Origin of the sequence: Flavobacterium azizsancarii (assembly GCF_027980145.1) — a bacterium.
Lineage (GTDB): Bacteria > Bacteroidota > Bacteroidia > Flavobacteriales > Flavobacteriaceae > Flavobacterium > Flavobacterium azizsancarii.
Window position 1 is genome coordinate 90269 of sequence record NZ_JAMZNK010000003.1, and the last position, 26722, is coordinate 116990.

At 35.3% G+C, this 26722-nt stretch carries 19 protein-coding genes; 9 read left to right on the forward strand and 10 right to left on the reverse strand.

The annotated features are described in order from the left end of the window. Positions 1-8 precede the first annotated feature (8 nt). From NJT12_RS02575 to NJT12_RS02590, 4 genes are all read right to left on the reverse strand, one after another. Positions 9-1049 carry an IPT/TIG domain-containing protein gene (locus NJT12_RS02575; RefSeq protein ID WP_271334371.1) on the reverse strand — a complete coding sequence of 347 codons (1041 nt, stop codon included), beginning with the start codon at positions 1047-1049 and terminating at the stop codon, positions 9-11. 19 nt (positions 1050-1068) lie between these two features. Next, complete coding sequence (locus tag NJT12_RS02580; protein WP_271334372.1) at positions 1069-2667, reverse strand: RagB/SusD family nutrient uptake outer membrane protein; 1599 nt, start codon at positions 2665-2667, stop codon at positions 1069-1071. A gap of 13 nt (positions 2668-2680) precedes the next feature. Further along, entirely contained in the window at positions 2681-5878 is a 3198-nt protein-coding gene (locus tag NJT12_RS02585) for a SusC/RagA family TonB-linked outer membrane protein (protein WP_271334373.1), read from the reverse strand. Positions 5879-6191: 313 nt separating this feature from the next. Next, positions 6192-7070 carry an AraC family transcriptional regulator gene (locus tag NJT12_RS02590; protein ID WP_271334374.1) on the reverse strand — a complete coding sequence of 293 codons (879 nt, stop codon included), beginning with the start codon at positions 7068-7070 and terminating at the stop codon, positions 6192-6194. A gap of 305 nt (positions 7071-7375) precedes the next feature. On the opposite strand from NJT12_RS02590, the gene NJT12_RS02595 reads away from it, so the two are divergent. The 6 genes from NJT12_RS02595 (at position 7376) to NJT12_RS02620 (ending at position 15689) form a co-directional block, all read left to right on the forward strand. Continuing rightward, positions 7376-8512: a glycoside hydrolase family 26 protein gene (locus tag NJT12_RS02595; RefSeq protein WP_271334375.1), complete on the forward strand. Its 1137-nt coding sequence runs from the start codon at positions 7376-7378 to the stop codon at positions 8510-8512. A gap of 288 nt (positions 8513-8800) precedes the next feature. Continuing rightward, positions 8801-10192, forward strand: a complete 1392-nt coding sequence (locus tag NJT12_RS02600; protein WP_271334376.1) for an MFS transporter — start codon at positions 8801-8803, stop codon at positions 10190-10192. Positions 10193-10220: 28 nt separating this feature from the next. After that, on the forward strand, positions 10221-11411 hold the full coding sequence (locus NJT12_RS02605; RefSeq protein ID WP_271334377.1) for a glycoside hydrolase family 130 protein: 1191 nt from the start codon (positions 10221-10223) through the stop codon (positions 11409-11411). A gap of 6 nt (positions 11412-11417) precedes the next feature. Beyond that, positions 11418-12608 (forward strand): AGE family epimerase/isomerase, encoded by a 1191-nt coding sequence (locus NJT12_RS02610; RefSeq protein ID WP_271334378.1) that lies wholly within the window; start codon positions 11418-11420, stop codon positions 12606-12608. Between the two features lie 4 nt (positions 12609-12612). Then, positions 12613-13848 (forward strand): glycoside hydrolase family 26 protein, encoded by a 1236-nt coding sequence (locus NJT12_RS02615; RefSeq protein ID WP_271334379.1) that lies wholly within the window; start codon positions 12613-12615, stop codon positions 13846-13848. Between the two features lie 554 nt (positions 13849-14402). Beyond that, positions 14403-15689: a glycoside hydrolase 5 family protein gene (locus NJT12_RS02620; protein ID WP_271334380.1), complete on the forward strand. Its 1287-nt coding sequence runs from the start codon at positions 14403-14405 to the stop codon at positions 15687-15689. Between the two features lie 129 nt (positions 15690-15818). Here NJT12_RS02620 and mgrA read toward each other — a convergent pair whose 3' ends face one another. Further along, a complete protein-coding gene (mgrA, locus tag NJT12_RS02625; RefSeq protein ID WP_271334381.1) occupies positions 15819-16775 on the reverse strand; it encodes an L-glyceraldehyde 3-phosphate reductase in 957 nt (318 codons plus the stop codon). 110 nt (positions 16776-16885) lie between these two features. Between mgrA and NJT12_RS02630 the strand changes: the two genes are divergently transcribed. Both NJT12_RS02630 and NJT12_RS02635 read left to right on the forward strand, forming a co-directional pair. Continuing rightward, the gene (locus NJT12_RS02630; RefSeq protein ID WP_271334382.1) at positions 16886-17116 is read left to right on the forward strand and encodes a DUF433 domain-containing protein; all 231 of its coding nucleotides are present in this window, start codon (positions 16886-16888) and stop codon (positions 17114-17116) included. After that, positions 17116-17451, forward strand: a complete 336-nt coding sequence (locus NJT12_RS02635) for a DUF5615 family PIN-like protein (RefSeq protein WP_271334383.1) — start codon at positions 17116-17118, stop codon at positions 17449-17451. The genes NJT12_RS02630 and NJT12_RS02635 overlap by 1 nt, the downstream gene beginning before the upstream one ends. Positions 17452-17633: 182 nt before the next feature. Here the strand turns inward: NJT12_RS02635 and NJT12_RS02640 are convergent, their stop codons facing one another. The 4 genes from NJT12_RS02640 to NJT12_RS02655 form a co-directional block, all read right to left on the reverse strand. Continuing rightward, complete coding sequence (locus NJT12_RS02640; RefSeq protein ID WP_271334384.1) at positions 17634-18236, reverse strand: HdeD family acid-resistance protein; 603 nt, start codon at positions 18234-18236, stop codon at positions 17634-17636. A gap of 342 nt (positions 18237-18578) precedes the next feature. Continuing rightward, positions 18579-20876: a beta-glucosidase BglX gene (bglX, locus tag NJT12_RS02645; RefSeq protein WP_271334385.1), complete on the reverse strand. Its 2298-nt coding sequence runs from the start codon at positions 20874-20876 to the stop codon at positions 18579-18581. 606 nt (positions 20877-21482) lie between these two features. After that, entirely contained in the window at positions 21483-22862 is a 1380-nt protein-coding gene (locus NJT12_RS02650) for a sialate O-acetylesterase (RefSeq protein WP_271334386.1), read from the reverse strand. Then, the gene (locus NJT12_RS02655; protein WP_271334387.1) at positions 22852-23946 is read right to left on the reverse strand and encodes an SGNH/GDSL hydrolase family protein; all 1095 of its coding nucleotides are present in this window, start codon (positions 23944-23946) and stop codon (positions 22852-22854) included. Before NJT12_RS02655 ends, NJT12_RS02650 begins: the two co-directional genes overlap by 11 nt. Before the next feature lie 219 nt (positions 23947-24165). Between NJT12_RS02655 and NJT12_RS02660 the strand changes: the two genes are divergently transcribed. After that, positions 24166-24675 (forward strand): C40 family peptidase, encoded by a 510-nt coding sequence (locus NJT12_RS02660; protein WP_271334388.1) that lies wholly within the window; start codon positions 24166-24168, stop codon positions 24673-24675. Positions 24676-24970: 295 nt separating this feature from the next. Here the strand turns inward: NJT12_RS02660 and NJT12_RS02665 are convergent, their stop codons facing one another. After that, positions 24971-26551 carry a L,D-transpeptidase family protein gene (locus NJT12_RS02665; protein ID WP_271334389.1) on the reverse strand — a complete coding sequence of 527 codons (1581 nt, stop codon included), beginning with the start codon at positions 26549-26551 and terminating at the stop codon, positions 24971-24973. Positions 26552-26722: the final 171 nt, after the last annotated feature.

Below are 26722 nucleotides of genomic sequence, written 5' to 3' on the forward strand. Positions count from 1 at the left end.
CTTAAAAATTACTTCAGAATAAAACCAATATTATCTAAGTAATATGTTGACTTATTACCTGTAAAATCTTTTAGAACAATATCCTGCAAACTTGTCACAGCAAAAGGCCAGGAATTCCATGGCAGATTATATTCTTTCCATTCCGTCGTTACATCAATCACTTTAGCATCAGGATCACTCCAGTGTCCGTTCAGGATAATAGCCACTTTACCTGCTTTTTCACCTTTAATAAACAATCTGATTCCGCTATAATTTGCCATATCCAAAGTTCCCCAATCTTTATTTCTAAAGCGGTTACCACCCCATCCGTCATTAATTGATTTTATCATTACATTTCCTTGTGCAGCGCCTGAACTTTCCAGAGAGACTTTATCATCTCCTCCGTCATAAAACCAGTCGTTGTACCATACATCATCAAATAATGCTGTACCAATTGCTTCTTTTGAAGTAGCCGAACCTGAAATATTAGTAACTGTTACATATTTATTGGCAGCATTGGCCGGCATTTTAAATTTCAATTCTGTTAAACTTGAAGAAATTACAGGTACATCTACGGTTCCTACTTTTACAAGAGGATTTAGAAAATAATCTCCGGAAACTGTTACGATATCTCCTTCAACAGCATTGATAGGATTATAACTTACTAATTTTGGTGTTGGTGGCGAAATCATAAAATCATAAAGTATCGTTCCGAATTTCGTCACTACTTTTAATTTATTGCTTGAATTTGCATAAGGCGTTTTTTCATCGATTAAAACGAAAATTGCAGTATCTGTAACCAGCACAGGATTGAAATAAGTATCAAAATCATTGAAGTAAATTTTTGAAACAGTCGAAAGTCCTGTACCCTGAATAATATAATAATTTTTAGGATCACCAACCGTAACAGGAACTAAATCCCCTTCTTTAGATAATGCGACACTGGTAATTGCAGGATTACCGGATCCGCCACTGGCAGCATCATCGCTGTTGCAGGAAGAAAACCCACCCACCAGTACAAATGCTGTTGCAAAAAAAGAAAAGAGGTATTTTATTTTTATATTTTTCATAATATTTAAATTTTAATAATTATTTAAAAGTATACGGAACTGGCGGCTGTAATAACTTTGGATTTTTAGCTACCTCATTATCCGGATAATCCATATAGAAATCATTTGCGGCGTGATCTTCACTATATCTGGGTGTATAATGAATCTCAGCATATCGGTCTCCCCTATTTTGCGCAGACATAATAGCAATCGCTTTTGTTTTATCGATACGCCCTAAATCGAACCAATAATCTCCTTCGAAGCACAATTCTTTTCTTCTTTCTAAAAAGATTGCATCAAAAGTTACCGTAGTTAAACTAGCCAGACCTGCTCTTTTTCTAACAGCATTTATCGAATTTAAAGCAGCCGGATCAGATGTGCTTGATCCTCCTGCTAACACAGCTTCGGCGTGAATTAATAATAACTCAGCATAACGCATTACATAAGAATTATTATCCATCATTGCCCAACTATCAATTTGACCGGTAGCATTTCCGTTTACAACTCCGATACAATATTTTTTAATCGCTCCTCCGGATGCCTGAGCCAGATCTTTATCTGCAGGCACTGTAAATCCAACTCCTTGTGTTGTTTTTATATTTGGATAAGTAGCTCCGGGAACCATTACAGTTTCATGCTTTCTTAAATCTCCGTCGTCATATAAAGAAAGAAGCACTTCCTGACTTGGACCAAAAACTCCCGCATAAGCTGCATTTGAAGTTGATAATGTTCCGTCCTGAAAACCAAACTGTGTATTGCAATTATTTCCGGATCCGTAGTTACCATCTGTTTTCCATTGAAGCGCAAAAATAGATTCTTCGTTATTATTGTTTGGATATGTAAACAAATCAGCAAAGCTTTTTCCCGGTAATTGATCCCCTCCTAATAATTTAAATTCACCACTATTGATAACACTTTCTGCCATTGCTCTGGCATTTGCATAATCCTTTTGATACAAATAAACTTTTGCCAGCATTGCTTTTGCAGAACCTTTAGAAACATGTCCGTTATTGGCATAATTAGCTCCTCTGGTTTTATCAGCCAATAAGTCAATCGCTTTTAAATAATCCATTGTGATTAATTTATAAACATCTGCAACAGTATTATTATTTATATAAGGATTACTTGTATAATCCAGAGGATTTTCGATAATTGGCACCGGCCCCCAAAGTCTCACTAAATCAAAATACGAAGTAGCTCTTAAAAAATAAGCTTCTCCAATTGTATTGTCCAAAACATTTTTAGAAACATCCGGTCCTACTCTGGATTTCAGGAAATTAATAATCATATTTGACTGCTGCACATTTGCCCATAACGAAGACCAGCCGTTTACCAATTCAGGATCACTACCGTTAATCGAGAAAGTTTTTAATCCGCTTACATCACCAGAGCCAGAATACATATTACCGGAACCCACTTCGAGTGCCCACCAAAATTTATTATACATTTGAAACCAAGTCCTGCTGTACATTCCGTTTGTAGCAGATGATACCTGATCATTTGTACTATAATAAGAATCTAAACTAATTCCGTCCTCAGAAGGTCTGTCAGTAAAATCATCCTGACATGATCCAAAAGTCAAAAATGCTGTTGCTATAAGAAGCAAACTATATCTATTTAAAAAAGATTTCTTTTTCATTTTGTTTTAATTTTTAAAATTCTACGTTAAGTCCAAATAAAAATGTTCTCGCTACCGGATATCTTCCGTTGTCAATTCCTGATAAAAGCACATTTTGATTGAATGAACCTATCTCCGGATCATAACCAGAATAGTTGGTGAACGTGTATAAATTTTGTGCGGTTCCGTACAATCTTAATCTTGATATTTTATATTTTGAAATAATATCTTGTGGTAATGAATACCCGATAGTTACGTTTTGAATCCTTAAATAAGATCCATCCTCTACATAACGATCTGAAATAAGTAAATTATTATTTGCAGAATCTGCGATTGGTCTCGGGTTATTGCTTCCTGTATTTGTAGGCGAATAATAATCCATTGCTTGTACTAACTGATTATCATATAAAGATGCATTTGTTGTTCCTCCTCTTCTGGTTAAGTTCATTACATCATTTCCGTATGATCCCTGCAAGAATACAGAACAGTCTACATTTTTATATTTAAAGTTATTGGTAAAACCAAAAGTGAATTTTGGATGCGGATTTCCGATAAAAGTTTTATCACTTGCATCTATTTTACCATCGTTATTTACATCGACATATTTTACATCTCCCAAAGCTGTTTGACCGGCAGCAGTTCCTACAGCCTGACCAAACTGAATTGGCGCACTATTCAAAGTAGCCTGATCTTTAAACAATCCATCTGTTTTGTATCCGTAAAATAAACCAATAGGATTTCCAACTGTAGTATTGGTCACTACAACAGGCTGATATCCGTTTGTATTTACTTCCTGAGTCAAGACAATTCCGTTAGCGATTTCATCCAAATTATTTTTGTATTGTGATATAACCAAAGAGGTATCCCAATTAAAATTACCTGCTGATCTCATATCGTAACCCACAGTAAGATCAAATCCTTTGTTGCTCATTGTTCCTAAATTAGAATATGGCGCAGAAATTCCTCCGTATTGTCCTCCACCTCCGGTTAAATAAAGCGGCAATGGCACCTGAAACAAAAATCCTTTTGATTTTTTATCATAGACATCAAAACTCGCAGAGAGTTTATTATTCAGCAGTGTAAAATCGATACCTAAATTGGTCTGATTTAGTGATTCCCAAACCAAATTAGGATTAGGATAATTGGATGGTAAAAAGCCGCTTCCTAAACCGGAATTCTGAGCTCCTAACATGGCAGAATAGCTGTTGTTCGGGATTTGCTGATTTCCTGTTTCTCCATAACCTGCTCTGAATTTGATATTATCAACATACTTGCGGGTTCCCTCCATAAAAGACTCGTTTGATAATTTCCAGGAACCGGAAATCGCATTAAAAACTCCTTTTTGATTTCCAGTTGTAGGATCAAACTTAGACGAAATATCTTGTCTGACAGAAGCTGTAAGACTGTACTTATCATTGAAATCATAAATAATACGAGCAAAAAGAGAAGCAAGTGAAGCGCTGCCTTTATATTGTGTAATCGTATTATTATCGACATCAGCCAGGTTAATAGTATGAATAGAATTTGTCTTAAAACCTTGCGCTGATGCAACTAAACCTTCCCAATGCGAATCATTTGCTTCCTGACCTGCCAAAAGTGTAACTCTGTGTTTACCGAAAGTTTTATCGTAAGTCAATAAATTTTTGATGTTTGTAGAATACCAATTTTGTCTTCGCACATCAAGATCTGCCAATAAATTTACCTGGCTTCCCCATGCATAAGAAGGTCTGAAATCATCATTTTCAGAAAACTCCGTATTGGCTGCAATTTCAATTCGGTATTTTAATCCTTTAAAAAGATCCACTTCAGCATAGATATTCCCTAAGAAATTCTTTCTGACCAATTTATTTTCTCTGGTCAAGGCCTCAGCAACCGGATTATAATATGTAACACTTTGTTCTGATGAAGGAGGTCCGGCAAATGAACCATCAGAATTTCGAACAGGAATATCCGGAGATTGTAATAAAGTATTCGAAATCAATCCTGAATAACTTTGATTCACTGTAATCTTCTCGTTTGTAATACCTCCCGTAAGATTTCCGCCAATTCTTAACCATGGTTTAATTTTCGAATCTAAATTCAATCTTACTGTATATCTTTTTAATCCTGAATTTATAATCGTTCCCTGATTATCTAAATAACTTCCTGACAGGTAGTAACTAGTTCCGTCTTTAGCACCAGAAAATGATAACTGGTGACTTTGAGAAACTGCTGTTCTATATACTTCGTCCTGCCAATTAGTTCCTGGACCCAATAATTCAGGATGCGAAAATTCCTGACGTGTCTGAAATCCCCATAATTTAGCCAAATCTGTTTTCAACGTTGCGTATTGAGGCAAAGTCAAAACATCCAGTTTATTAGTAACTGAACTCATAGAAGTGTAGTTCTCGTAAGAAACCTTTCCACCACCTTTTCTACCGGATTTTGTTGTAATTATGATAACTCCATTTGCACCTCTCGAACCATAAATAGCTGTTGCAGAAGCATCTTTCAAAATATCCATAGATTCGATATCACTTGGATTAATCATCGACAAAGGGCTCATAGCCGTGTTCCCGCTTCCTCCTGAAGAAGAAAACCCGTCTTTACCGGCCAAAGTTTGCCCGCTTGTAGATTTTCCTGTAGCATCTCCTGATATTGGCACACCATCGATAACATACAAAGGCTCATTTGTTCCCGTGATAGAAGTAGTTCCTCGTATCCTTACAGAAGCTGCACCTCCCGGCTGTCCTGAATTGTTTGTTACAGAAACCCCGGCGGCTTTACCCTGAAGCATTTGGTCTATAGAAACTTGTTTTATGTTCTCTAAATCTTTTGCTTTTACTGAAGATATTGCACCATTTACGTCTTTCTTTTTCTGAGTTCCGTAACCAATTACAACAACTTCTCTTAAATCCTCAGAGCTCGACACCAGAGAAACGTTAATTTTTGTTCTTCCTGCGATCCCCATTTTTTGAGAATCGAACCCAATAAATGACACCACTAATGTTCCGTTAGAAGGCGCATCAATAGTATATTTACCATCAAAATCTGTAGAAGTAGTCGTTTTAGATCCAACAATCGAAATGTTGGCTCCAGGAATTGTCATTCCTTTACTGTCAGATACCGTTCCTGTTACTGTTAGTTTTACCTGAGCCGTAACAAAATTACTCGTCAGTAACAAAAATAAAATCAGAGGAACCGCTTTGTGGTTAGCATTCCAATGAATGAAGTTAGTCATTAGTTTTTTCATAATAAATGTTTGGTTAGTTTAAATTTGTTATCCTAATTCAAGTTATAAATAGAGTCCTATTTTATTTCTTAAATTATTTAACAAATCTATAACACAACAAAACATTAAATCAATAGTATTATATCATTTAACGATAATATTTTTACTATGAATCAATAAAAAAACACATATTAAAATAAAACACATAAAAAATTGAATTATTCGCAAACCAAACGTATCAAATCACTGTAGCTAATAAACAAAAATTAACGAATCAGCCAAAAAGCAAACGATTTCGTTAAAAATAATATTTGTTTGTGCAAAAAAAGTATCACTATAAAATACGCTTTAATCCAGAGAAATCTTCTCTATACTGGCTTGGTGTACAGTTTTTAATCGCTTTAAAACTACGGTTGAAGTTTGCTATATTATTAAACCCGGATTTAAAAGCAACTTCAGAAACACTCATATCTTTTTCTACCAGCCAACGAGCTGCATATCCAATTCGAATATCATTTATATAATTGACAAATGTTTTTCCGGTACGTTTTTTAATAAACCGATTGAATGAAATTATAGACATACTGGCAACACCGGCAACATCTTCTAAAGTGATCTTCTCAGCAAAATGTTTCTGTACATATTCATAAACCAATTTCATTTTATCATAATCATCAAACGTGTCATAATCTACTGTATAAGTAGAAAGCAAACGCTGGTTTCTGGAATTCGCCAAATCATAAAGCAATGAAGTAATTTCTAAAAAATAGTCCATACCATCTAATTTAGAAAGCCTTACCAACCGTGGAGTCAATTCTTCGGCTATTTTTTTCGAGAATAAAATACCGTGAATCGAACGATTGAACATATCCCGAATTGGGTTCATAATACGCCTGGCAAGAAATGATTCATGAAACAAATCGTTATGAAACTGAATGGTTATTTCGTGGATTTTTTTGCTTGTACATTTATTTAATTCCCAACCGTGATATAAATTCGGACCAATCAAAACCAGTTCAACATTATCGATTTCTTCTATATTATCCCCTACAACCCGCTTTACTCCTTTTCCGTTTAGTATAAAATTGATCTCAAATTCCGGATGATAATGCACCGGAAAATCAAAACTATCTTTCACTCTGTCAAAAACCAAAAAGCTGTCTCCAGCAGATAACGGAGCGATTTCTCTATAAAAATTTTTAGTACTGCCCATCTTTAAAATCTATTTTAAGAAGTAATATTCGTTTTTTTTATTGCAATAATATGATATATAATTGATAAAATAATATTAATTATACCAGAAACATCCGATTATCTTTGAAAAATAGAATTATCATTTTTACAAAAAGAGTATTAATAATAAACATTAATCATTTTTAATGTAATAACTTTTTATAGTTTTGATAGTTTTAGTCCAAAAATAGTTCTGAATTTTCGATTATAAATTTGAGCCTTTTTTTGACAACTATACCTTTTATAAATTTGCAGTTATTGCACTGAACAACAAGTATATTCATAATGAAAAAACATATAATAGTACTAATATCAGCTCTATTCATAGGAACTTCTTGTTCTGCAAACCCTATTATCACTAATACTAATTTGTCACTATCAGATAAAAAAGCTACACCTGAAACTGTTTCATTATACAAAAAACTGCATCAATTGTCACAAAAAGGATACTTATTCGGGCATCAGGATGATCTTGCCTACGGTGTAAATTGGAAATACGAAGACGGTCGCAGCGACATAAAAGATGTTGTTGGCGATTATCCTGCCGTTTACGGTTGGGACATTGCCGGACTGGAAAAGGATGACCTAAATAATATTGACGGTGTTCCTTTTGCGAAAATGAAACAATACATTAAAGAAGCGAATGCAAGAGGCGGAATTTCTACCGTAAGCTGGCATCTTGATAATCCTGCAACTGGGAAAAATGCCTGGGACAATACTCCAAATGCAGCAAAAACAGTTCTACCAGGTGGAGAAAACCATAAAAAATTTACGATCTGGTTAGACAAAGCGGCTGATTTCTTTTTATCCTTAAAAGATAAAGAAGGAAAAAACATCCCGATTCTTTTCAGACCTTATCACGAACTTACCGGTGGCTGGTTTTGGTGGGGAAAAGGAAATTGTACTCCCGAAGAATTTAAAACCTTATGGAAATTCACTTTTGAATATCTGCAGAAAAAAGGAGTTCATAATTTAATTTATATTTACAACACAAGCAGTTTTAGCTCAAAAGAAGATTTTCTTACCAACTATCCCGATGATAGTTATGCTGATATTTTAAGTTTTGATTCTTACCAGAATAATGACGACAAAGAGGGCAAAAAATTCATAAATGAAGTTCAAAGTCAACTTAAAATCATAGATGAAATTGGTACAAAACAAAATAAATTAATTGCGATAGCCGAAGCGGGTTATGAAGCGATTCCAGACCCGAAATGGTGGACAGGAACTTTGTCTAAAGCGATTGGCGATTATAAAATCTCTTATGTTTTATTATGGAGAAATCACGGCTGGCAGGAAAAAGAACAAAAAATGCATTATTACGCACCATATAAGGGACAAGTAAGCGAGAAAGATTTTATTGATTTTTATAATCTGGATAAAACCTTATTCGAAAAAGACATTAATAAAATTAAAAAATGAGAATTAAAAAACCTCTAAAATCCGTGTCATCTGCATTTAAAAAAAGAATATTAAAAAGAAACATATTTCTTTCACCTAGCTCGGCTATGTTTATTTAAATAAGTGAAATGCCTTTTAAGTTCAAAAAAATCTATGTTTCTATGTGTTTAAATATCGTATTCAAAATAAAATCTGTTTTTATCCGTGTTTTTACGAAGTAAATCCGTTTTATCCGCGTCAAAAAAAATCAACAAATAGAAACATTAAACAATCGACCAAATCTAAATTACAACCATTAAAAAAAGTCTAATGCACGACAAAATTAGTTTAAAAGAAAAAATAGGTTACGGTCTTGGAGATGCCGCATCATCGATGTTCTGGAAAATTTTCAGCATGTACCTTCTCTTTTTCTATACCGACGTTTTCGGGTTGGCGCCTGCTGTTGTAGGAACCATGTTCTTGATTACCAGAATCTGGGATTCCTGTTTTGATCCGATTGTGGGAATCATCGCCGACAGAACAAAAAGCAAATGGGGAAAATTCAGACCTTATTTATTATGGGTTGCCATACCTTTTGCCGTGATTGGAGTTTTGACTTTTTATACTCCTGATTTTGATGAGAAAGGAAAAATAATTTATGCCTACGTGACGTACTCCGCCATGATGATGATTTATTCGTTGATCAATGTGCCGTATGCATCACTTCTGGGCGTAATGTCATCTGACCGAAAAGAAAGAACTACTTTATCATCGTATAGAATGGTTTTTGCCTTTGGGGGAAGTCTCCTGGCACTCTGGCTAATAGAACCGTTAGTAAATTATTTTGGAGGAAGCCTAAATTCAAAAACTGGATGGCTGGCAACAATTTCTGTCTTTGGAGTTATTACAACTGCTTTTTTCTGGGCCTGTTTTTTCTTTACTAAAGAAAGAGTAAAACCAATTTCAGACGAACAAAATAATCTAAAAGAAGATCTAAAAGATTTACTAAAAAACAAACCGTGGTGGATTTTACTTGGAGCCGGAATTGGTGCTTTAGTTTTTAATTCAATCCGTGACGGAGCTGCCGTTTATTATTTTAAATATTATGTCAGCAGCAGCGTAAACTTTGATTTCTACCTTTTTGGAACTGATTTTCATATGACACCCACTTCTATTTATCTAGTTTTAGGACAAGCTGCAAATATCATCGGAGTAATTATCGCGACTCCAATTGCGAATAAAATTGGTAAAAAGAAAACTTTTTTTGGTGCCATGGCGTTAGCCGCAATTTTGAGTTTGGTTTTCTATTTCTTCGGAAAAGAAGATGTTTTCTTAATTATGAGTTTTCAGCTTTTAATCAGTATTTGCGCCGGTTGCATCTTCCCGTTAATCTGGTCGATGTATGCAGATAGCGCTGATTATTCAGAGTGGAAACAAGGTCGCAGAGCAACAGGATTAGTTTTCTCAGCATCGTCAATGTCTCAAAAATTTGGATGGACAATTGGTGGAGCCGGAGCCGGATGGCTTTTGGGTTATTATGGTTTTCAGGCCAATGTAGAGCAAACTGCCACTGCTCAAAACGGAATTCAATTAATGCTAAGTATACTTCCTGCAATCGCAGCCATAATATCAGTCGCTTTTATAGCATTCTATCCATTATCCGAAGAAAAACTTCAGGTAATAGAACAAGACTTAAACGAAAAACGAGACCAGACAAATTAAAAAAAAACAGATACAGAAATCTATTTATATGACAGCAATAGCCTCTTCAACTACATTTCAGGATAGAAAAGTAGCACTAGAAAACGAACATAAAATACTGATCGAGCAAAAAAATACTCCTCAGGACAATGCCGGAAACGGGATATACGAACGCTATAAAAACCCGGTTGTTACGGCAGCTCATGTACCATTGAACTGGCGTTTTGACCTCAACGAAAAGACAAATCCGTTCTTGCAGGAAAGAATTGGGATGAATGCAGCTTTTAATGCCGGCGCCATGAAATGGAACGAAAAATACCTGCTTGCTGTTCGTGTAGAAGGAATTGACAGAAAATCATTCTTTGCTATAGCAGAAAGTCCAAATGGAGTCGATAACTTTAAGTTTTGGGAGAAACCATGCGTGATTCCGCAAACCGAAGAACCGGACACCAATGTATATGATATGCGTCTAATCAACCATGAAGACGGTTGGGTTTATGGTATTTTTTGTACCGAAAGAAAAGATCCAAAAGCACCAAAAGGCGATACAAGTTCGGCTGTAGCCAATGCTGGAATCGTTCGCTCGAAAGATCTGGTAAACTGGGAAAGATTGCCTGACTTAATTTCGAATACAGGGCAACAACGCAATGTGGTTCTCCACCCCGAATTCGTAAACGGAAAATATGCTTTATACACGCGTCCGCAAGATGGTTTTATCGATGTTGGAGCTGGTGGTGGAATTGGTTTAGGATATGTCGAAGACATGACCAATCCGGTGGTAAATGACGAAAAAATCATTTTTGGCAAACAATATCATACTATTTATGAATTAAAGAATGGTCTTGGCCCTGCTCCTATTAAAACTGAAAAAGGATGGCTGCATCTTGCACACGGAGTTCGAAATACTGCCGCGGGATTGCGCTACACCTTATATATGTTCATGACAGATCTGAACGATATTACGAAAGTTACCCACGTTCCGGCCGGACATTTTATGGGACCTGAAGGAATTGAAAGAGTGGGTGATGTATCGAATGTTTTATTTTCAAACGGATGGATTGAAGATACTGACGGAACTGTTTATGTGTATTACGCATCATCAGATACAAGAATGCATGTTGCAGTTTCGTCTGTAGCAAAATTGGTTGATTATGTAACAAATACTCCCGCAGATACTTTTATTTCAGCAGGTTCAGTAAAAACGATCATCAATCAAATCGAAAAAAACAATACAATTTAATTTACCGTGTCAATACAACTAAAGCAACTTAAATCTGAATTATCAGCGGAACTTGATTCCATTCTAAAATACTGGTCAAAACATACCTTAGATAATGAAAATGGTGGTTTTATAGGTCAAATTGATTTCAACGATCATATTATTGCTAATGCTGAGAAAGGTTCTGTTTTGAACGCCAGAATTCTTTGGAGTTTTTCAGCAAGTTATAAAGTCACTGAAAACGAAGGTCACAAAAAGATCGCCAAACGTGCTTTTGAGTTTCTTTCAAATCACTTTTATGATCCTGAATTTGGAGGTTTATTTTGGAGTATCAATCCTGATAAAACGCCAAAAGATACCAAAAATCAAATTTATGCTTTAGCTTTTGCGATCTACGGATTATCTGAATATTATGCTATTTCTAAAGACGATAAAGCTTTAGAAATAGCCATTAACCTCTATCTAAAAATTCAGGAATACAGTTATGATCCGGCAAACCAAGGCTATTTAGAAGCTTTTACCCGAGATTGGCAGTCTATCGAAGATTTACGTTTAAGCGATAAAGACGCCAACGAGAAGAAAACCATGAATACGCATTTGCATATTGTCGAGGCTTATGCAAATTTATTTAAAGTTTGGAAGGACAAAACGCTTCAAAGTGATATTGTGGAATTATTAGAAACGATAGAAAAACATTTCATCAATACCGAAAATGGTCATTTGCGTTTGTTTTTTGATGAAAACTGGATCGAAAAACCGGACGTTATATCATACGGTCATGATATTGAAGCGGCCTGGCTTTTATTGCAATGTGCCGAAATTTCTAAAAATCAAACCTTAATTGAAAATTATACCAAACATGCCATTCAAATGGCTGAAGTTACTAAAGAAGGACTAGATACTGATGGTGGTTTATGGTATGAATTCGACCCTAAAAAGAATGAGTTAGTTGCCGAAAAACATTGGTGGGTTCAGGCCGAAGCTTTGATTGGTTTTTATAATGCGTACCAATTAACAGGCGATAAAAATTACCTGAATATCGTTTATAAAAACTGGAAATTTATAAAGAAATATATTTTAGACACCGAAAACGGAGAATGGTTCTGGGGAATTAACCGGGATTATTCTTTGATCGAAAAAGACAAAGCCGGTTTTTGGAAATGTCCCTATCATAATAGTCGCGCTTGTCTTGAACTCATTAACCGAATTAATACATAACCATATGAAAACTACGTTTCTGAAAATAGCATTTTTAAGTTTATCGATTTTGTTCCTTTCAAGCTGTTCTTCAAATGATGAATCTGGTCCTGAAATTATCGTTGAACCGCCAGTTATAGTTCCAACTGATCCGTTGACTACGCAAAACGTGACAACTTATATGGTCGATGCAAATGCTACCAAAGAAACCGTAGCTTTATTTTATAATTTAAAAAAACTGGCCAAAACTAAAGTCGCCATTGGTCAGCAAGACGCTTTTAATAGTTATTATCAGGACAATGGCGGAGATTCTGATATCAAAAAAAACACAGGTTATGATCCTGCTCTTTTAGGTTTGGATTTTATGTTTATTACCGATAAAAATAATAACAATCAGGCTGATAATTGGTTTTATCAGCAAGAGGAAAAAATGGTAAACGATGTAAAAGCTGCTTACGCAAAAGGAATGATCAACACTTTTTGCTGGCATTTAAGAGAGCCTAATAAAGAAGATAGTTTTTATGCAGCTGATATGACTGCAGATCAAAAGGCAACTGCTTTTAAAAGTATTTTACCGGGCGGAGCAAATAACGAATGGTACAAGAAAAAACTAGACAAAATTGCCAGCGTAGTTTTGAATTTAAAAGGTTCAAATGGAGAATTAATTCCTATAATCTTCAGGCCTTTTCATGAATTTGACGGAAGCTGGTTCTGGTGGGGCGCTAATTTTGCTACTGCAGAAGAATATAAAACAGCTTATCAGTTTACTGTTGATTATCTAAAAAATACCAAAGGCGTTCATAATATTTTATATGCTTTTTCGCCTGATAACTCATACACAACAGAAGCCAATTATCTAAGCAGATATCCCGGTGATAAATATGTCGATGTTTTAGGAATGGATAATTATGGCGATTTTGACAATCAAGTGCAAGCTGGTGCCACAAAAGCCAATTCTAAACTAAAAATAATTGCTGATTTGGCTAAAACCAAAGTAAAAATTGCAGCATTAACAGAAACCGGTTATCAGGTTACAAGTACAAAAACTCCAATTACCAATTGGTTTTCGGATTATTTATATAGCGCCTTAACAGCAAATAATATTGAGGTGAGTTATGTCATGTTCTGGAATAATACTAAAGATGGTTATTATGTCCCGAACAGTTCTGTTGCGAATGCTGCAGATTTCAAGACATTTACCGCTAAACCAAAATCGGCATTGGTGAATTCTTTGCCGAAGATGTATGAATTGCCGAAGTAAGATTTTGTAATTTAATGGCACACGGATTTTACAGGTTAAACGGATTGACACGGATTTTTTGTTTGCTTTTGTCAGGCTAAACGGAGTCGAAGCTCCGCAAGTAACTTGACAAAGCGGGAAATTAAGCTCATTTTATGTCATTTTAATCCCGAAACTTCGGGAGAGAAATCTCATCAAGAGAACAACGAACTTCGAATCCGCAGTGTCATTTCGACCAAAGGGAGAAATCACATCCAGAGAGCAACGAAACGTTAATCCGCAGTGTCATTTCGACCAAAGGGAGAAATCGCATCCAGAGAGCAACGAACTGTGAATCGGCAGTGTCATTTTCGACCAAAGGGAGAAATCGCATGAAGAAAGCAACGAACTGTGAATTCCTAAATGACAAACTTTGCGATGACAATACCTAACAGGTTTTAGAAACCTGTTAGGAGAAAAAACATCTCATAAAACGAAAATCCCTAGCCCTGATAGAAGCGGCATCCTTTTGTTTTTTTCTTTAAAAAACAAAAGATAAAGCGGATAGCAGGAAATAGCTCCTAAAAAAACAAATAATGAAAAACAGATTTCTAAAAACCATCGGATTGGCTTTGATTGTTACTACAATGGCGTGTCAGGCGCAGGAAAGAATTACAGTAAAAGGAACGCAGTTTTATAAAGGCGATAAACCTTACGCTTATATTGGTACGAATTATTGGTACGGAAGTTTATTGGCTTCGAAAAAAGTGGGCGACAGAAAAAGATTGCTTCGTGAACTGGATTTGATGCAGAAAAACGGAATTGACAACTTGAGAATTATCGTTGGTGGTGATGGGGGAAAATATGATTTTACGGTTCGTCCTGCGTTGCAATACGAACAAGGAAAATATGACAATGATTTGCTTGACGGACTGGACTTTCTGATCAATGAAATGGGCAAACGCAAAATGTACGCTGTTTTATATTTAACAAACAACTGGGAATGGTCGGGCGGAATGTCGCAATATTTAGAGTGGAATGGCAAAGGGGCAATTCCGGTTCCGAATATTGCGCCGAATACATGGCCGCAATTTATGTCTTATACAGAACAATTTCATAGTTGTGAACCTTGCATGAAAGCTTTAGAGAATCATGTAAAGTTTATTATGGGAAGAACGAACAATTATTCGAAAAAGAAATATACTCAGGACAATACCATTATGTCGTGGCAGGTAGGGAATGAACCCCGAACTTTTACGCCTGAAAACGAAGCTAAATTTACTTCATGGCTAAATAATATTGTGAATTTGATAGATAGTCTGGACAAAAATCATTTGGTCTCGACAGGTTCTGAAGGAAAAAACAGTTCGAATGATAGTATGGAAATTTTTGAAAGAACACACCAAAATCCTAATATTGATTATCTGACTATGCACATCTGGCCAAAAAACTGGAACTGGTTTAAGGCTGATAATGCCGAAGCAACTTTACCTACAACGCTCGAAAATGCCGGTAACTATATTGATGATCATATTAAGGTTGCCAATACTCTAAAACGTCCAATAATTATTGAAGAGTTTGGTTTACCGCGAGAAAACGAAAATTTAGCTGCAGGATCTTCTGTTGCAAATAGAGATGTTTTTTACAATTATATTTTTAATCGGGTTGCCGAAAGCGTTAAAAATAATGGTCCGTTACAAGGGGCTAATTTCTGGGGATTTGGCGGCGAAGGAAAAGCAATTACCAAAGACGGAAAATGGAATCCGGGAGATCCCCTGACAACAGATCCTCCGCAGGAACCACAAGGGTTAAACTCTGTGTTTTCTTCGGATAAATCGACTTTGGATATAGTGAAGAAGTATAATCTGGAATTGAAAAAATAATTTAAAATACTATAATATATTATATGTCAAACCCGACAGGTTTCAAAAACCTGTCGGGTTTACTGTGTGTCTTACACATGACGGAGGCGCATTGCTGTGCGCCTCTACAGTATGTATTTATCAAATAATTTATGCGAGGATTTTCTCAATTACATTCAACTCGTCTGAAGAAAATGCTAAGTTTTGCAAGCATTCAATATTATTATTTAATTGTCGTACCGAACTTGCACCTATTAAAACGGATGTAATTCGCTTGTCTTTTTGCAGCCATGCCAATGCCATTTGCGCCAGGGATTGATTACGGTTTTGAGCAATTTCATTCAGCTGAACTAACTTCTGAATACGTTCATTCGTAACCTCATCTTCTTTCAAATGTCCGTTTGGATTATGTGCTCTTGAATTTTCAGGAATTCCGTTTAAGTATTTATCGGTTAAAAGTCCTTGTGCCAAAGGTGAAAAGGCAATACAACCTACTCCTTTTTCTTCCAGAACATCCAATAAACCATTTTCTACCCAACGCTCCAACATCGAATATTTGGCCTGATGAATTAAACATGGCGTTCCTAATTGTTTTAAGACATCAACTGCAACGCGGGTTTGTTCTGCCGAATAATTGCTTATTCCAACATATAACGCTTTTCCGGATCTTACGGCGTAATCAAGTGCCATCATGGTTTCTTCAATTGGAGTTTCCGGATCAGGACGATGGGAATAAAAAATATCTACGTAATCTACTTTCATTCTTTTCAGACTCTGATCTAAACTAGATAATAAATATTTTCTTGAACCCCAATCCCCATAAGGTCCGTCCCACATGGTGTAACCGGCTTTGGTTGAAATGATAATTTCATCACGTAAATTTCCCTGAAAATTATGCCACAGAATTTTACCAAAATTAGTTTCTGCAGAACCTGGAACAGGTCCGTAATTGTTCGCTAAATCAAAATGAGTGATTCCTTTATCAAAAGCCTCTACAGCAATGCTCTCAGCATTTTCGAAATTATCTACTGATCCGAAATTGTGCCACAATCCTAAAGAAATTTCAGGTAGTAATAACCCGCTCTTTCCACATCTGTTATATTTCATGTTCTAATTTAAAATTGGAAGTTTATAGGTTTTAAAGGTAAAAACAAACCATACAACTTTAAAAGTAAATTTGAATTTAATTTGTGTAAATTTGTGTAAATAATAAAATTATGGAAAATAACTGGCAAAATTTAATTTCGATAAACCCTGATATCCGATTTGGGAAACCTATTATTACGGGAACTCGAATTTGTATTTCAGATATTCTTTCATGGCTATCTACCGGAATGTCCTTTGAAGAAATTATTGAGGATTTTCCTGAATTAAAAAGACAGCATATTCTTGCTGCTTTGGCCTTTGCTGCAAATAGAGAAAATATTACAAAAATAATTGCCGCATAATGAAATTACTTCTTGATGCAAATATTTCATGGAGAATAATCAAACTTGTTGGAGATAATTTTCCAGATTCTTTACATGCAAAAGATCTAAAGATAAATCAGCCGGCTAAAGACATTGAAATCTGGCAATTTGCAAAACAAAATAATTTTACCATACTTACTCATGATGATGACTTTGAAAAACTATTACTTTTAAAAGGAGTTCCTCCAAAAGTAATAATTTTAAAAACTTTCAATAAAAACACAAAACAAATTGCTGAAATTCTGATTTCAAAAAAAGAAACTATTGAATCATTTATAGTAAACGATGAACTAATGATTTTAGAAGTTTATTAATCATTTCATTGTTCCTATTGATTTTTTTACCCTGCGTGTTTCTCTAAATCTATTAACTAAATTTGTTTTTTCTAATCGCTAAAAATCGCTAAGATGCAAAGAAAATAAAGCTTTGCGTCTTAGCGACTTTGCAAAAAATTTATATGATAAATTTTATCTTTTCGACAACCCAAAAGTATTCTTTACAAATGAATCTTTTCTTTTAGCTCATCAATTTTTTCAGGAATATCGTGTATCTTTTTTAATTTGAAAGAAAGATAAATATAGAAAATACCAAGTGCTATAAAAGCAAAAGCAGTCCAGTACACTAATGATAGTCCTGCAAAAAGAGGGTTCCACAATAATATCAGAGAAAAAATTGTTCCAAGGATTCCTAAAAACAAAAGATTCTTCCAATCCGGCACTGAATAACTCTTTAAATTAAAAGCAATAACAATAGCCATAATAGAGCGGAACAAAATAACAAAACCTACATATAATGGCAGTAATGTAATCGAAATCAATGGATTTGTAACCAGTAATATCCCTACAATCAATCCTATAATACCTGACGCCAGCGTCCAGCCCCAATTGTCTATTTTTTTTCTGTTCGAAAGCGCAAAAATAATGTCAAAAATTCCAGTAGCCAGAAATGAAATACTAAACAAAAATGCAAGTGTTATATAAGCAGCCAAAGGCGTTATAAAAGACCAAACTCCGATTCCAACAAAAAGTATTCCCACAAGTAATGGAATGTACCAATAATCAATTGCGATTTTTACTTTTTTAAATAAAGAATTTTCCATACGAATATTTTAAAATCATGCTTACTCTATAAAGTTTTCAGCTTACCTTTAAAAATTAACCTCTTCAGAAAACTTGTAATGAGTTCTATTCAAACGAAGTTATCTCAAAGATAACGATTAAAAATAATATTCATAATCATTAACTTACAAAAAAAACTTTTCCTTCTAATTTTTCTATTATTACAATTAAAAAGAGAAATTATTCCTGCCGCTATGTCATTGGTAGTCTAACATAACAAAACAATCTCGCAGATCTAACATATTTAGGTAGATAAAATAATCTGCCGAATCTGCTAAATCTGCGAGAAAAATATTTTAATCAAATTTTGCCTGATTAAACTTTTACTCTTTTATCTCGAAACCACTTTCCAGTCCTTTATTAGAACTTCCGCCAACCATAATTTTAAAAGTTCCCGGTTCCACTAAATAATTTCCTTCATTATCATAAAACCCAAGTTCGTTATTAGTCAAGGTAAAACTTATCGTCTTAGTTTCCCCTTTTTTAAGGTCTACCAATTCAAAGCCTTTCAGTTCTTTAACCGGTCGAATAATGCTGGCATATTCATCATGAAGATACAATTGTACCACTTCTTTCCCGTCATAATTTCCTGAATTGGTAACCTCAACGCTCACTTGTACATCTTCGCCTTTTGCAAAAGCAGATTTGTTTACCTTCAGATTCTTATAATCAAATTCTGTATAGCTCAAACCAAACCCAAACGGAAACTGAGGCGTTTTCTCTACATCTGTATAGTGCGACCAGAAAACATTTTTATCACTGTCTATTGGCCTTCCTGTGCTGTATTTATTATAATAAACAGGAACCTGACCCACATTTCTCGGGAAAGACATTGGCAATTTTCCACTTGGGTTGTAATCGCCATACAAAACCTGAGCAACTGCATTTCCGGATTGAGTACCTAAATGCCAGGCTTCTACAATCGCAGGTACGTGTTCTGCGGCCCAAGGGATACTTAACGGACGGCCATTATTTAAAACCAAAACAATATTTGGATTCACTTTATAAATTTCTTCTAACAATTCCTGTTGCAAACCAGGCAAATTAAGATCTGTTCTACTGCGTCCCTCCCCACTCTGAAAACCATGTTCACCTAAAACCATCACTACAACATCTGCATCTTCAGCAGCTGTTTTGGCCGCTTCAAATCCGCTTTTATCTGTGGTATTAAAAACAACCTCATCTAAAAATGATATTTTTCCCACCGTGAGATCAGCACCTTTTTCAAATGTCAGCTTATTATCTTTGTACTGCTGCATACCTTCTAAAACCGAAACCGCAGTATTATTATCAGATGCTATTCTCCAACTTCCCAAAGGACTATTTTTATCATTTGCCAAAGCCCCGATCAAAGCAATTTTCTGTCCGGATTTTTTTAGCGGAAGCAAATTTCTATCGTTCTTCAGCAATACAATAGATTTTTTCGCCATATCGAGAACACCTTCATTATTGGCTTTACTTCCAACAACCGCTTTCTCACGTTTCTCATCACAATATTTGTAGGGATCATCAAACAATCCCAATTCAAACTTGACACGAAGGATTCTACGAACCGCATCATCAACCAGAGCTTCTTTTACCTTTCCGTCTTTTACTAAACCAACCAATTTTGCCACATACAAATACGATTCCATATCCATATCAGAACCTGCAATTACAGCCTTTGCAGTAGCATCGGCTTCGTCTTTTGCATAACCGTGCGCAATCATTTCGCGAATCGAAGCATAATCTGAAATTACAAAACCATCAAACTTCCATTTTCCTTTCAGGATATCTCTTTGCAGGAAAATATTTCCAGTCGCAGGAACACCGTTTAATGTATTAAACGAATTCATAAACGTACGAACTCCGGCGGCAACAGTCGCTTTAAAAGGCGGCAAAACCAAGTTGTACAATTTAGAATTACTCATATCTACAATATTATATTCCAATCCTGCCTCTACATAACCATAAGCCGCAAAGTGTTTTGCACAAGCTGCAATTGTATTCACTTTCGTCAAATCGGCAATAGTTTCACCCTGAAAACCATGCACTCTGGCAATTGCAATTTTGCTTCCCAGATAAGGATCTTCGCCTGCACCTTCCATCACACGTCCCCAACGCGCATCGTTTGCAACATCTACATTTGGACCAAAAGTCCAGTTAATTCCGGATGCCGAAGCTTCATTAGCTGCAATAGCCGCTGATTTCTTAATCGCTTCTAAATCCCAACTTGCGGCTTCTGCCAGCGGAATAGGGCTCAAAGTTTTATAACCATGAATGACATCAAAACCAATAATCAACGGAATCCCCAAACGCGTTTCTTCCACCGCAATTTTCTGTACCGCACGAACTTCCTTTACACCACGAACCGTCAGCATAGATCCCACCCAGCCTTTTCGCAAATGTTCGTATTTTAGCTCCGCAGATCCACCTTTTGGCGCTGGTCCCGTAACATCCCAAAATCCGTTGTATTGGTTCATTTGCCCCACTTTTTCCTCCAAAGTCATCAAGGGCAAAAGCAAGTCGATACGTTGCTCAATTGTTTTATTTTTATCCAGATACGGCTTTTTCTGTGCATTCATATTTCCAACAGTAAACAGGGCAAAAACCCCAATAGTTATTATTTTTTTATTTTTCATAATGGTATAATGGTCAGATATTTCTATAATTTGGGCGTGTCGCTTGGCCGAAAAAAGGCAAACGTCAGGCTTTCGGCTTTATCTTTTATTCCGTTTCACTTCACAAAAGGATACCGCCTCTATCCCTCACGCAAATAGGTCAACGAAAACTTTTCGATTTCTTAGATTTTCTCGCAATCTTGTTGTTTCACAATCTTGTCATTTCGAGACAGGAGAAATCACACAAGAAACTCCGCAAAGAAGATTGCCAATCTGTATCGATTTACGAATGTGATTTCTCCTTCGTCGAAATGACAAAGAAACTCCCCACAAGAAATTTTAAATCTTTGTCAATCAACTAATGTGATTTCTCCTGCGTCGAAATGACAAAGAAACCACCCAAAGAAGATTGCCAATCTGTATCGAGTTACGAGTGTGATTTCTCCTTCGTCGAAAAGACAAAGAAACCGCGCAAAGAAGATTGCCAATCTGTATCGAGTTACTTGCGGGGGTTCGACTCCGCTCAGCTGACAAAACAATAAAAAACCAGCACCAATCCGTTTAAACCCGCACAATCCGTGGGCAAAAATTCTAAAATCTATCTCGCAACTTCGAGGCTAAAATCCTTTACTCCGTTATAAAACAAGAAGCAGGTAAATTCGCTTTATTAAACAAATCTGACTGTATGGTATTTCCCCAGGCAAATCTCACTTTTGCAGGAGCAGCTACTTTTTTACTCACCAAAACCACCTGATTATTTTTTATAGAAGCTTCTGCGGGATAAAAAACACCATCGGCTCCAGCTAATTCAAACTGATTTGATATTTTGTTTTTAAAATGTAATCCTTCAGCATAATCAAACGAAACAATCGCTTTATTTTTATCGATCTTTAAATCTCTAAATAACGGACTATTCACTAAACCAGATTTGACTTTGTATATATCAGCCAAAGCCAGATTTGCCAAACGAATTCCCACCGATTTTTTATTCTTTGGATGAATATCAATCGTATCGGAAATATCACTGATTATCACCATTCCGGTCTTTGCAACTTCATTCAAAATTTTGCGTTGAGAGTTTCTTACCGTTACATTTGAGAAGTTATTACTTCCTGTTTTATAAGGTGCAATCTGAACGAAGTAAAACGGAAATTCTTCTTGCCAGACTTTCCTCCACGAGGTAATCAGGGCAGATAACGTTTGATCATAAACCAACGAACCAACATTCGATTCGCCCTGATACCACAGCGTTCCGGCAATTTTAAACCCTGAAAAAGGATAAATCATTGCGTTGTACGCACGTCCGGGTTGACGCGGTCCGTATTCTTGTTCATTAAGTTTTTTTGCATTTTCTAGTAAAACAGGATCGTTCTCAACTACTTCTTCCGGCATCCAGATTTCAGCAGGAGTTCCGCCCCAGTTCGAAGAAATCAATCCGATTGGGACATTTTTTAAATCTTCTTGCAGGCGTTTGGCAAAAAAGTAACCAATCGCACTGAAGTTTTTCATGGTTTCCGGAGTCGATTCAACCCAGTTTCCAAGTAAATTATTTTGTGGTGTTGTTGCAGTTAGTTTCGGAACGGTAAAAAATCGAATATTAGGATTCGCAGCTTTTTTCATTTCTTCCTCGCCATTGTCAATCCCCCAACTTACCGACATTTCCATGTTCGATTGTCCGGCACAAACCCAAACTTCTCCAATTAGAATATTTTTAAGAATGACTTCGTTATATCCTTTTATAGAAATAATATAAGGTCCTCCGGCTTGAGGCGTTTTGATATGAAGTTCCCATTGCGCCTGATTATTTGCCACAACTTTATATTCCTGATTGTTCCAGCCCGAAACCAATCTGATTTCTTCTTTTGGATTCGCCCAACCCCAAATTTTCACTTCAGAGTTGCGTTGTAAAACCATATTATCACCAAAAATATTCGGAAGTGTAACGTTTGCCATCATAGTACTGGAAATCAACAGAAAGAAAGCAAACTTAAATATATTATTTTTCATTTAGCAGCTTTTTTAAAAAAGGAGCATATTCATTGGCCAATACTTTATGATCTGCAACATCAGGATGTCCTGAACAACCTTTTGGTGTCATAGGTTTAAATTTGAAAATCGCAATGGGTTTATGGGTTTTATCAGATGCAAAAGCCTCTTTGACTTTGTTCAGACAATCTTTAAAAACAACTGCCTTTTGTCCGTTAACCATCGGACTATTAGTAATCACGATTTGTGCTTTTGGATTGTGTTGGTACAACATTTTAATAAAGTTGATATAATTCGAAACATACTTTTCCGCATTAAAAGGTAAACGCTCTTTTTTACCATCTCCACCAGAAAAATCATTAGTTCCTAATGCAATACTGATAATATCCGGTTGAAAAGCAAAATCATATTTAGGTTTTGAAGCCTCTTTTGTTAAATACAGATTCTGATACACATCCGGCATAATCGCTTCATCTTTGTTCTCATCATTCCAATTGCGGTACATCCCAATTCCCGAAACAGAACTCATTAGATAATCGACACCAATTGCTCTTGAAAGAACTGGCCCATAAGCGTAATATCCGTTATGATGATCAAAATATTCACCTTTATCACAAGGAACGTCAGACGGATCGCTCGCTGCGCCACAAGTTATAGAATCTCCTATAAATTCAATTTTCCTTTTCTTTTTGGCAGTAATCGAAGTCAGTTTTGCAGTTGTTCCGGCAAATAGAATTCCGCCACTATGTGCTTCTGTAGTTTTATAAATTTCTAAAGTGTGTTCTTTTCTATTTGAAGTAACTTTTATCGGGAAAGATTGCGCTGTACCTTTTTCGATCCTCAATTTTCCTATATATTTCCCATCCAAAACCAATGAAACATAATTATGATGTTCCCAGGAATCAACACTTTGCAACGAAATCGAGCATTCATTTCCTGTAAAATTTAAAGTCACAGAAGAAGCCGTTCCTATTAACATAACTTTATTATCCGAAAGTTTTTCAACCCGACCCTGATAAAGAAAAGTTTTTGTTTTGTTTTGTGAAGTCGAAACAAACGAAATCAGCAAAAACGAAATTAAAAATGATATTTTTTTGAGAAACATAATTTATTTGTTAAAATATAAATACGATTCACAAATATATCTGAAATTCAACAGACAAAAAGATACTAAAACATCAAAAAGTAATAAAAAAACACCAAAATAAAAAGACGTATCTTCGGTTATTATTACCCATCCATAGCTGTCTTTGCAAAATATCGCTTTGATATTCAAAAACAACATCCTATTTTTATCAATTAAATCTTATAATTTTTTCTAAAGATGAAATTAACTCTCTATATAGCATTTGCAAGCATTATTTTATGCTCTTCTTTTACTTTAAAAAAAGAAAAAAAAACTGTTAGTACTCCAATCGAAAAAATACAAATAACTATAGATCGTGATTCTCTTATTTCCTATTCTAAACAATATCTGGGAACACCTTACTTATACGCAGGAAATAACCCAAAAAGAGGATTTGATTGTTCAGGGTTTGTCAATTACGTTTTCCAGCATTTTGAAGTTACCGTACCAAGAAGTTCAAGCGGTTACAAAAATCTGGGAACCGCAAAAAAATCCGAAGATTTTAAAGTTGGAGATGTTTTAGTTTTTTACGGTTACAGGAACAAAACTATCGTAGGACATGTCGGGATCATTTGTGAGGCCAATGGTATGCATTCAAAATTCATTCACGCTTCTTCCGGAAAAGCCGGCAGCGTAACCATTAGCGATTTAGATTCTGATCATTACAGTAAACGTTTTTATAAGTGTGTCGATGTATTGCCTAAATAGATTTTTGCCAATAATTTCATCGATTTATTTCACGCAGATTTAAAAAGATTTTAGCAAATAAGCGCAGATTTTTTTTTTGATAACTTAAAAAAAAACCAATTAAATCTCCTTTAATCTGCCAAATCTGCGTACAAACAACTGTAGTTATCGACAAACTGTTGTCCCTTTTATAAATGTCTTGATGTGATTTCCAAATAGGTTTTTAGACCCTAATTACACGAATTTCCGCAAATTATCTTTCAATTTGTAGATAAAAATTAGTGCAAATTCGTGTAATTAGTGGCAAACTTTTTTTTTATTCTTCCGTAAGAAGTTTTATCAAACTGTCATCTCTTTTGTAAACGTCTTTATAAAAATTCAAATTTCCATTTCTGTCTACCCAAGCTGTGAAATAACCAATATAAACAGGAATTTTCTTTTTTAGCGTGTACCAGCTTTCTTTTCCGGCATGCATCGCTCTATCAATTTTCTCCGGAGTCATGCTTGGATCTTGCTTTAAAAGTTCAATGGCTAATTCTCTTGGTTTCCCCACACGAACGCAACCATGACTAAAAGCTCTGTTTTCTCTTTCGAACAAACTTTTTGCCGGCGTATCGTGTAAATAAATATTATTTGAATTTGGGAATAAAAACTTCACCAAACCAAGCGAATTATTTTTTCCAGGCAACTGACGAACAGCACCATTATTCCATTCCAGATTTTTTTGTGCCAAATAATTTTTATTTTTCGCCATTCCGGGTTTAATCTCGCTTTTTATGATACTTGGAGGGATATTCCAATATGGGCTAAAAACAATATTATTCATCATTCCGCTAAAAACCACGGTTTTAGTCATTGCTTTACCTACAACAACCGGAGATACAAAAACAATTTCGTGATTACGAATCAAATACAATTTGAATTCAGGAATATTAACCTCTATAAATTCTTTGCCTTTTTCGAGTTCAGGATCAATCCATCTGCAGCGTTCCATATTGACAATGATAGTTTTAATTCTGTCTGAAACCGGAATGTTCAATTCAGCAATGTGTTCAGGTAAGATTATATTTTTTGGAGTTAATCCGTGGTGAGATTCGAAATTTTTAATCCCGGAAATTAATGTAGAATCACATACATTACTTTTACTGTTTTCCTTAAGATCTCCTGTTAGAAACAATCTTTCTCTTATTTGTCCAATTGCAGCAACAGAATCTCCTTTTTTTAAACTTTTAAAACCTTCGCCAACTTCAATTGTTTTCCATCCGCCTTTTTTCTCTATCTCTCGATATTGCTGTAATGCATCGCGAAGTTTGTAATATTGACTGAACATCTTACTTTTTTTATCATCACTAATGGTAGATTTTTTAAAAATAGAATCTGAAAACACCTGATAATTTACTTTCTTACGAGGTAAAAGCCATTCTAGTGATTTGGTCGTTTTTTCATCTACTCCGGACACTTTCTGAACATAATAAAAATAGAGATTTGTAATCATCAAATCTGTGTCAGCTTTTGCTAATTTATTTTCAGGAATATGTTCAAAAATAGAACTGATATTTTCGTTATAAGGGAAATTTGCTTTTAAACCTTCCTGCTCGAGTCCTTTATATTTATTAAACAGCGTATTTGCAAATTCGACTACACCTTTATTATCCAGCCACAATTGAGTTGAATTGTTTTTCTTGTACAAAGCCAAAACCTGATCCTGAAATTTAACCACTTTGGGATATCTCTTGTAAAAAGCAGTAATACCGACGCTATCAATTGAAATTTTGAGTTCAGGTACCACTTTTTCAGAAGTCTCTTTCAGTTCTTCGCCTTTCTTTTCTGCTTTCTTATTGCAAGAAATCACTGAAAAAAGAAGGATAGCAGCAATCAGCGGATACAAAATTTTCATAATATTATTTTTAATAAAAATAGAAAAGTTTTGGTGAAAACAAAGTATTTATACAAAAATTAATATTTGCCTTACAAACCTGCAAAAGCGATCAAAGAAAAATACTGATTTCCTAAAATACAAAGTATAAAAAAACTCCAGCTAACATGACTTAACTGGAGTTTTTCGCTT